6 protein-coding genes are annotated in these 10,467 nt (G+C 38.0%); 4 read left to right on the plus strand and 2 right to left on the minus strand.

Annotation, left to right across the window (positions count from 1 at the left end; translation table 11 throughout):
• Positions 1–174 precede the first annotated feature (174 nt).
• Positions 175–3,348, minus strand: coding sequence for a hypothetical protein (locus RI845_RS12695; protein ID WP_348386535.1), 3,174 nt, complete (start codon positions 3,346–3,348; stop codon positions 175–177).
• Between the two features lie 638 nt (positions 3,349–3,986).
• Between RI845_RS12695 and RI845_RS12700 the strand changes: the two genes are divergently transcribed.
• Genes RI845_RS12700 through RI845_RS12715 form a run of 4 tightly spaced genes read left to right on the plus strand, consistent with a single transcriptional unit; the run spans position 3,987 to position 7,124 of the window.
• On the plus strand, positions 3,987–4,808 hold the full coding sequence (locus RI845_RS12700; RefSeq protein WP_348386536.1) for a MipA/OmpV family protein: 822 nt from the start codon (positions 3,987–3,989) through the stop codon (positions 4,806–4,808).
• Between the two features lie 13 nt (positions 4,809–4,821).
• Positions 4,822–5,208, plus strand: a complete 387-nt coding sequence (locus tag RI845_RS12705; protein WP_348386537.1) for a DUF3019 domain-containing protein — start codon at positions 4,822–4,824, stop codon at positions 5,206–5,208.
• Positions 5,208–5,924, plus strand: a complete 717-nt coding sequence (locus tag RI845_RS12710; RefSeq protein WP_348386538.1) for a response regulator transcription factor — start codon at positions 5,208–5,210, stop codon at positions 5,922–5,924. Before RI845_RS12705 ends, RI845_RS12710 begins: the two co-directional genes overlap by 1 nt.
• Positions 5,925–5,930: 6 nt before the next feature.
• A complete protein-coding gene (locus RI845_RS12715) occupies positions 5,931–7,124 on the plus strand; it encodes an ATP-binding protein (RefSeq protein ID WP_348386539.1) in 1,194 nt (397 codons plus the stop codon).
• A 314-nt stretch (positions 7,125–7,438) separates the two neighbouring features.
• Here RI845_RS12715 and RI845_RS12720 read toward each other — a convergent pair whose 3' ends face one another.
• Positions 7,439–10,216 (minus strand): M16 family metallopeptidase, encoded by a 2,778-nt coding sequence (locus RI845_RS12720; protein WP_348386540.1) that lies wholly within the window; start codon positions 10,214–10,216, stop codon positions 7,439–7,441.
• Positions 10,217–10,467 lie beyond the last annotated feature (251 nt).

A 10,467-nucleotide genomic window follows, 5' to 3' on the forward strand; every position in this document is an offset into this window, starting at 1 on the left:
ATAAAAAATATCAATTAAGAGATGTGAAAATGTGTAAAAACTTAGCCATTTCTTAATAATTAAAAGTAAGTTTGATTAGTGCCAAAAGGTAAAATTAATTTAAGGACGAGACAACTTAAGGATAAAAAAAAGCTACCAAATGGTAGCTTTTTCAAAGCTAAGTAAAATTAAAACTTACTTAATTGTGTATGTTTTCTCACCTACAATAGCTTCACCATCGGCAGTCGTTAAGTTAAACGAAACAGTCACTTCAGTGATGTGGTGATCAAGAGAACTATCACCATATGGGTTAATTGTATAAGTGTAATAAGCACCATCAGCAACATCTGAATGGAAACCAGTTACAACCATATCAGTACCAAATGTAGAGTTGATTTTTTCGTTATACTGATCATTTTTAGCAACGATAGTGCCAAAAGGAACGTCTGCGATGTAGTAGTAATCTTCACCAACTTCATCTAAACCGATAACTTGACCAACTTCTTCAGTAGTAATTACTTGCTCGCCAGTTTCTGAATCAGCCCACTTTTCAGCGTAAGTAACAGATACAACTTCAACAGTACCAGTTAATGCAACAGGTGAAAGCAAGCTAACAGTGTTTGTGCCGCCAACAGGGTTAACTGTTGTATATTTTGCACTTAAACGTGAATCAGCATTAGTTTTACAATCTGTAGCAGTACAGTAGTTGCTAAGTGAAGTAGGATCAACGATTGGGAATGAGTAGTTATGAACTACGCTATCGCCATCTGTATACGTACGATCTAGAGTGACCATGTTATCTGCAGCAAATTTAGCACTTGGTTGAGAGCTACGAGTTGGGGCTGTACCAGCAGATAAATCGTAACCCGCAAGATTTTGAACATCTTTACCTGCACCTGATGCAACAACTAAGTTATCAATCATGTCAGCAGCTAATGGATTGCTTGCCGTAACAGAAATAGACTTTGACTCAAATGCAGAATCATCAGCCATAGCACGAACTGTAAAGTCGAAGTTGTAGCTTGCACCATTAACAACTGAACGAGCATTATCTAAATTTTCATCGTCAAGTAAGTTAGTTGCATCTAATTCAATTGTTAAAACAGTGTTGTCAGCATTAAAGCTAAACTTATCTGCAGTTAAAACGTTACCACTTTTGTTGTCGCCAGTTTTAACCATGAATAAGCCAGTTTTATTTACTTTAAGCTTATCATTCCAATTGCTGTAATCAACTGTTCCAAGTTGTGCAAATGAATAAGCAGCAGTCCAAGCGTCATCCATAGCCGTTTGTGCTGGAGCTATTTCAAGGCTAGCAAGGTATACTTCATCACGACCAGCATCTTCAAATGCTTGAACAGCAGCAACTACATTATCAAATGCAGTAACCAAAGCAGCATCAGCTTCAGCTTGTAATGTCGCAGTATCTTTTGCAGCCAATGTTGCAGCATCACCTTGTGCTGTTGCAGCAGCCATTTGCACGTTGTTTGCAGCATCTTCGTCAGCTTGCGCTGCATCACGTGCAATTTCAGTATCAAGTACTAAAGCATTTGCCGCAGTAATTTCTTCAACAGTCGCGCTACCATCTAACGCATCTAATGCTGCAACGGCAGCATCAAGATCAGTTTGTGCAAGACCTAAAGCAGCAGTTGCCGCAGCTAAATCGCCATCAGCAGCTAATAATGTAGCGTCTGCAGCAACTAAATCTTCATCGTAGCTAACTTCTAATGCACTTACTGCAGCAGGAACTACTGCTGCTTGTGCGTCAGTGTACGCAGCTTCAGCTTCAGCAATTGCAGCTTCTGTGCCTGCATATGTCGCAGTAGCAGCTGCGGCATCATAACCGGCTTCTTCTTCAGCTGTTGCTAAAGTGCCTTCAAGGGCAGCCAACGCTGATACTGCTGCGTTATAATCACCTAAACCGGCAGCAACTTGTGCATCGTTTTGGTAGAAGTATTGTGTTTTATCATCACGGTCTTCAAAAGGCGTATGTAGTTCAACGTTAGTTGACGCACAAGGTTGTGGACCGAACCAACCTGCAGTGAAACAAGTTTCAGTTTTTGCCGTAACTTTAGTGTAGTTATCATTATACTCTTCACCGTAGCGGTACATTCTGTACGGGTATGCATAAATGCTGCTAGTAGAGTCTTTTAAAGCACTAATATCAAAGTTTGCTTCACCCATGTCTACAAGTTCAACTGGTTGTTCAAACGCGATAACAACGCGTGCTGATTGACCAGCAACAAAATCTTCTGATAACACTTTATGAGCAACGGTAACGTTTACATCATTACTTTCAACTAACTCGGTAGTTAAAGAAGCAGATACGCTAGTAGACTCTGCAAAAGTTGCTAAACCAGTTGATAATGTAGCTTCAGTTACTGCAAATACAGAATCACCAACAGTGAATGCTTCAACAGTTACTGTAGATAAAGCTTGTGCTGCTGTTAAATCTGCAACGTAGCTATTACCAACAAGGGTTGCAACAACTGTTTGGCTACCAGCCATTAAGTTGATTGTTGCTGGAGCATCAACAAACTCACCACCATTAATTGATAAATCAAATGACAATGTAAAAATTGTAGGGTTAGAAACGCTATCTACATAGGTCATTACGTTTTCGCCAGCACCTAAATACTGAACTGTCATTGGGTTATATGCAGCAGTGTTTGCAGCAATAGCAGCAGGAGCAGCAGTTACGCCAATCACTTCTACAACATCACCTGCGGCATTCATTAAATCACCAGTGCTGATAATTTGGAAATCATCGCCGTTATCAGGCAGAGCAGCAAAAGTGTATGAACCAGCTTCAGTAGCAGACTCAGTAGCTACAACATCTGGTGCGCCAGCACCAAAGTACATGCCAGGGATATATAAAGTTGCACCAACAATGGCTTCACCAGTTACAGACGTGATAGCAACTGAAGAATCAATTGCTTCAAACATTTCAACACTAACAGCGTCGCTGCTCATGCCTTCATCTGTTGTAAACATAGAATATGCAGTTGCGTACATTCCAGATGCATCAGTGAAAATAAGTTGAACATCAGCGTTTACTGGCAATTCAGACATTACAACACTACCGTTAGCGTCTGTTGTCACATCTACAGCATTGCCGTTTACAAGTGCTTGAACTGCAACACCTGCTAATGGTGCTCTAGTAGTTGCACTCGTTACTTTAACAGATAAAGTAGCACTATCAGCTGCTGGCATTTCAGGAGCTTCAACAACAACATCTACTGAAGGTGGAGTAACAGTAACATCAGCTGGCTCTACGTTTGTGTCGCCATCGTCACCACCACAAGCGGTTAACATGCTAGCAGCAATAACTGATGCTAATAGCGTTTTATTAAATTTAATAGTATTTGACATATTTCTTCCCATATGACTTGTAAGTAAAAGTACCTTAAGTGTTGTTATCGTTTTATTAACCCTTGGTTAACAAACATTTTTATTCTTAAAGCACTTGCGCACAGTCAATGTAAAGCAGCTATTTATTGATGTTTGTTAAAAAGTGTTAACATTTTCGTAACTCAACCACAAAATAAAATCATTTAGATTAAAAACAAAGAGTTAAGAGAAACTCATGAATAAATGAAAAAGTTTTAGTTGGAAAATATGTTACATATAAGAAAGGGGGTAACTCTAACTGTGTGATAGGTTTGTTAATCATGGAGTATTGGGTTTTGGTAGATTGCTAGCTTTGAGTTTCATCAAAAATAAAACAATACTTTAGCTAAAAATGAAAATTAAATGCACGCCATGATTTACAGTTAACCTACGATTTACACTTTTTTACATCGATGTTAACTTTTAATGAGTAGACTTCAATATAAGATGAAAAAACTTGTTATTTCCTGCATTTAATTAGTGCGTTCAAATAACAGTTGTATACCTTAACTCATATTAAAGTTACAATTTTTAATGATCATAGCCACGTTAATGTACGCGCAGATCATTTTGATTTTAACAAGAAACAATAAATTAACTTATACGCTATAGATGGTTCAATGTTGCTTTTATCCAAAATACTTTTCAAAAAATTAAACCTGATCATCATGTCAGCCTTGCTATTATTCTGCTTGCCACTTTCTGCACAAGAGCAAGAGGCTGAAACTGAGCAACAAGAAATTGACGATACTTTCTTTGTATTAAAATTCTCTGCTGGTGATTTTTCCTATGAATCTCCACTCAGTGACAAAGAGGATATTGAATTAAATTTCCTGCCAAACTGGACCTTTTATTACAAAGATCTTTTCTTTATTGAAAGGACTAAGGTAGGGGTAAATTTATACCTCGATGACAACACAATTATAGATGTTGTGGGTAAACATAATTTTGATGGTATTTACTATCATGGTGATGATAAAACTGCACAATTTTCTGTATCACCTTTCCCTTCGCCGTTTAACTACCCTTCTAAAAATGCCCATTTAAGTTACTTAGGTGGCGTTGAAATGAAAAAGTTTTATGGCAAAGACAGAATTACCTTTGGTGTATACAGCGACATTTCTAATGTACACCATGGTGAACAAATTGACCTGAATTGGTTACACCTTTTTTATAACAACGATTTCAAGTTGGCGGTTGAGTTTGGTGCTGAATATAAATCGGACCAACTGCTTGAGTATTACTACGGTTCGCCATTAGAAGGCGACAATATCAATTACTATTCTCAAATTGATGCCGCCTACACCCTATCCGACGGGTTACTATTAGTCTTCAATTATAAGTTTGAAAGACTCTCCAGCAAAATCATTAGCTCAGAGGCAACTGATAAAAAGGATTTAACAAGTATGTTTCTGGGGATCAGCTGGTCAATTAATTTGTAGGCTATTATTTTAAATGCGCAGTACTGTTTGTATTATCATAAGTTTAATGTTGGTTTTATATACCAATAATAGCTTTGCTGCGCCTAAAAATGAACTCTTCGGTTTACCCAAGCAATGTGTTGTCAATGATAAATCTGATCATTGCAAAACAGAGCTTACCCTTTCATGGACTCTTCAAACTGCTCAAGACATATGTATTCTCAAAGATGCCGAGATAATCTATTGCGAAAAGCAATCAAGTCAAAGCTCATATATAGTCAATATAGACAACAACAACACAGTTACTTTTAAACTGGTGGCAATGGATACTTTAGTTGAATTATCAAAATTCAAATTTAACGTATTATACTTAGGTAAAACATCTATTAAGCGGCGTAAACTGCCCTGGCGACTATTGTAATGACAGACAATCCATTAAATAAAATACTGCTAATTGAAGATGACCATAAGCTTGGTTTAAAAATTAAACGTTTTTTAGAGCAACACAAATATGAAGTTGAATGGTTAAATGGCGGTTCATTGCTTGGTGTAGATGCTAAAGTAAACGCCTTCGATGTCATTTTATGTGATATTGACCTGCCTGACATGTCAGGCTTTGATATTTGTAATCAATGGCGCGATAAGTTTAATGGCGTATTTATATTTATTACTGCTTTTACTGATTCTGAATGTCAAATTGAAGGTTTAGAAATGGGCGCTGACGATTTTATTGTAAAACCGTTTGTACCCGATGTGCTGCTAGCAAGAATAAAAGCCGCAACTCGAAAGCTTGGCAAGGTATCTGAAGAGTCTGATGAAGAAACGCCTATTAATTTACCAGGGCTTTCTATCATACCAGCACAACTGCAGGTAAAAGTGAGTGACACCTTACTTACGTTAACCCAACAGGAATTTAAAATACTGTATTTATTTGCTCGTAACTTTAACTATAAAGTCACTCGAGAGGTTATTTCTAAAATAGTAATGAACCGTGAATACGATGGTTTTGATCGTTCAGTAGATGTTTACGTAAGCAAGCTAAGAAAGAAATTTAACGCCATTACTGGTAACCCATATCAAATTAATACCTTATGGGGTAAAGGGTATGTGTTAAAAAATCTTGAAGCAGATAGCTAATTATTAATGAATAAACAATTTTTGCGATTAACCACCTATGTGGTTGCATCTCTGGTCATTCTTGCTATCAGCCTAGAAATTATTTGGGAAGAGTTTGTTCCGCAAGAAACGATCATATCAGCAGATGACTTTTACCAATCAGCAATAGAAGAAAACGGTCAAATTTTTTCTATTCAGCCACTCAGTACTATCATGCTACCTGAAGACCTAATTCAGCAATTAAAGTCCGGTGAAATCATTCGTCTGGATGATAATGAAGATCATTCTTATTACTATAAACTACACCAGCAGAAAGTATTGGTGCTAGGACCAATCATTGACCTTGAAGATGCCAGTAATATTGATGACATTATCAGTTTGGCGTTTTATATTGGCTTTGCCGGTTTGTTGTTGCTTTGGTTTAGACCAGCGTTTATGGATCTAAGAAAACTATCAGCTCATGTTAAAAGCTTTTCAAAAACAGCTAAATGGCAAACACTTGATTTAAAACCCACGTCTATCGCATTTCCCGCGGCTCATACCATTAACAAGATGGCTGAGCGCATTGAGCAGCTAATCGATTTACAGAAAAACTTATCCCGTATGGTTGGCCATGAAATTCGTACACCTCTGGCTCGCACCGGCTTTTCCATCGCCAGCTTAAAGTATGAGCCAACAATGGAAGAGATATTGTCAATTGAAGAAGACTTGCAAGAAATAGAAGATTTAACGGAAGAGTTTTTACAAATTACCAAACTAGAGTTTGACTCTAAAGATATTGTGTTAACCAAACAAAATGTTTACGCACCTATTGAAGAGCTAGTGAATAAATTACAGCGAGCTTCTCGTATTAATATCAGAGTTGACGTTGATAGAAATTTACTTGCTCCGGTTGAAAGCAAAACCTTTAAACGGTTAATGCAAAACCTAGTCACTAACGCTCTAAAACATGCTAAAGATGAAGTGGTTATTCATTTAACTGAGACACAAGGTATATATACGTTATGGGTAAGTGATGACGGTAAAGGCTTTGAAAAAGCCGTAGGTTTAGATAAACCTTACTTTCAAGCTAACCCGAAAAGCGATGGATACGGCCTTGGCTTATCAATTGTAAAGCTTATTGCCTCTTGGTATGGCGGCAAGATAACATTCGATAAATCAAGCAGTTTGTCTGGTGCAAAAGTAATTTTCATTTGGCCAGTTGATTCCGATAACAACTAATTCCAAAGAACAGACGAATAACAGACCCTGAAATAAATTCAGGGAATGGTAGGCTCGAAATTCAGGGAATGGTAGGTTCGAAATTCAGTTAATACTCGCTTTAGGGCTGCAGAAAATGGACTGTCCAGCACCAAATCCTCCCACTTGCTGAACTTGTTTCAGTATCTACCTTACTCAACTTAATAAACTTGTTTCTAAACCTTGTATTGTTATTTTAGAGTCTGAAATAAAAAGGCTCTTAACTGGATTACGCAACTGCCCTTTGAAAACAAAAAAACCGCCAACAGGCGGTTTTTTAGTAAATTTATAAGCTGTTATTTAGCTGAGTTGGCCGTTTTGGCAAAGTCACCGGCTTTGAATATATTAATATCAAATGCACCAATATATTTATTAAACGCCTTGTTGATATCTGCAACAGTTAACTGTTGTACGTTAGCTACTTGCTCATCATAAAACGCTAGGTCTTCTTGCTTTTTACTTGCGCCAAGAATAACACCGGCAATTTGTGCATCACTTGCCCACGCACGGTTTCGGCTGCTGACAAAGCCTTTTACAGCTTCATCTAATTCGGTTGCAGTAAACCCTTCACTAACAACTCGTGCAACTTCTTCTTTATAAGCCGCAATTACACCGTCCATGTTTTCAGGGGCTGCAATAGCATACGCATAGTACATTCCTTGTTTATCAAGTGTACTTACTTGCATACCAGAGCCAACAGAATAACTGTAACCTTCTTTAACACGAATTCGAGCGCCAATACGAGATGAGAAAGAATCACCACCAAAAATAGTATTGGCAATCCTTAAAGCTAAGTAATCTTCGTGCTTAACATCCATCATCATTGGGTTAATAACATATAATTGCGCATTAGCCTTGTCAGGTGTTTCTGAACTTACAACTAAACCACCTTTGTCTTTAAAGCTAACTGACAAATGTTCATAAGCGGTATCATTAACAAAGCTTGATAATTGCGTATGCAATTGCTTAGAAATACTTTCAGCATCAACATCACCTACAACACTGATGTGACCATTGTTAATGTTGGTATGGCTGTTATATAAGCTTGCAAGCTCGTCTACCGTAACAGCATTAACTTGAGCAATCTTTTCATCTAAAGCAAGGTATGCTTTGGGATGTCCCTTAGGATAGTTACTTAACGATTCTCTAAAAGTATTACTGGCAATAGCACCTGGGTCGTTACGTTGTTTTTCAATACTTGCAATAGAGCTGCGCTTCATCACTGCCAATTCACTCTCAGGGAACGTTGGTGCAGCCATCAATTCACCAAAAAGTTGCACTGTTGCATCTAAGTTAGCTTTATCTGTGTTGATTGAAATATCAGTTGAACCTGCTGATGTCGAGATAGAAATTGAGCTTTTTAATTGATCAAGCTTGCTGGCAATCTCTTCTTTTGAATATTTGGCATTACCTTCTTTTAACATGGCGCCAACAAAACCAATAGCCTTGCCTTTACCCGCTAAGTTTTCAGCATTACCGCTTGGAAAATGCATGTTTATAAAAATTTGCTCACCACGCAGTTTTTTCGGGTAAACATTTACTTTGGTGCCTTCAGCCCAATCAATTTTTACTAATCGGTTTTTAATATTTTCAACGGTATTATCATAAACCTCACCACTGGCAACAACCTCTTTGCCTTTGTAGTCTTTTAATACATCTTTTAAGTCACGAGCCACTGGAATTTCAGCTCTTACCGGTTTTTCGGTAGGGATAAAACGAGCAACCGTGCGGTTTGACTGAACTAAGTATTTTTCTGCTGCCGCCTGCACTTGCTCTACCGTAGTTTGGGCAATTAAATCGCGAGAATAGAAGATATGGCGGTAATCCCCCATGGCAATGTATTCAGATAACTCCATACCAACACCGGTAACATCACGCATTGACTGCTCTGCCTGACGTGCTAATTTTGCTTGTGCTAGTGTCAGCTCTTCTGCAGTAATAGGTTGTGTTTTTAGTTGTTCAACAATGGCAATTAATTGAGCTTCTAACTCTGCCAGATCTTGCCCCTTATTACCCTGTGCCATTAATAAAAACTGAGAGCTGTCTTTGAGGTTAAACATAAAGTTAGTTGCCATGGTAGCAACACCTTTTTCAACCAATGATTTTTGTAAGCGACCACGTGTTCTGTCACCCAAAATGTCGGTTAAAATATTCAATGCTGCCGCATCATCATGTACTGCCGAAGGGGCATGATACGATAAGCCAACAACAGGTAAATCACCAACTCGGCGAATATTTACTGTTCGCTCACCATCTTGAGTTGGTTCAACCGTGTATAAAGGCTCAATTGGCGTTACTGGCTTGGCAATAGCACCAAATTTTTGCTCAATTAATGCTTTTGTTTTTGCGTTATCAAAACGCCCAGCAATGGTTAGTACTGCGTTATCTGGACGATAGTGCTTTTTATAGAATTCACGTAATCGAGAAAAAGGGAAGTTTTCAACATCACTGCGTGCGCCGATCGTAGAATTACCATAGTTGTGCCATAAAAATGCCATTGATGACATGCGACCAAGTAACATTCTGAATGGGTCATTTTCACCTTTTTCCATCTCGTTACGCACAACTGTCATTTCACTTTTCAGTTGTTCTTCAGTAAAAGTAGCGTTGACCATGCGATCAGCTTCCATACCAATAGCCCATTCAAGGCTTTCTTCATTGGCGTCGAACACTTCAAAGTAGTTGGTTCTGTCTAACCAGGTTGAGGCGTTTTTACCCATACCACGTTTTTTGAATTCTTTATCGATATTTTGATAATTAGTCGAGCCTTTAAATAACATGTGCTCAAGTAAATGGGCCATGCCCGTTTCACCATAATATTCATGTACTGAACCTACACGATACGTGACATTTACTAATGTCTTAGGTTGTGAGGCATCAGGGTAAAGTAAAACGGTCATGCCATTTTCTAGACTATATTCTTCAATGCCTTCAACACTACGAACATATGTTAATGAACCACTTTGGTTTGCAACCACTTGAGAAGCCACATTATTTTCAGTTGTGGAACACGCAGAAAGACTTAGCGCCATTGCAACTGACATGCCTATAAGTGTCGGTTTTAAAATTTTCATTAGTTAACCTTTGTAAATGTATAATTGAAGCTGTTTCAGGTACAAAAAGTTAAATACCTGACAGCTTTCTTTAGTAATTTAATTAACGACAATTTTATCGTATTAACAAAAAAATAAATGTTAAAAGTTATTAATTTAAAGTGTTCAGGAAAGTGGGATTAGTATTGTTTTCATCCCTGAAGTACCCTCCCTTTACCCCATCCTTGGTGCGGGAGGATAAGCACATCCATGTGCAAAAAAAAAATCCCGGA

Origin of the sequence: Thalassotalea nanhaiensis (assembly GCF_031583575.1) — a bacterium.
GTDB lineage: Bacteria > Pseudomonadota > Gammaproteobacteria > Enterobacterales > Alteromonadaceae > Thalassotalea_A > Thalassotalea_A nanhaiensis.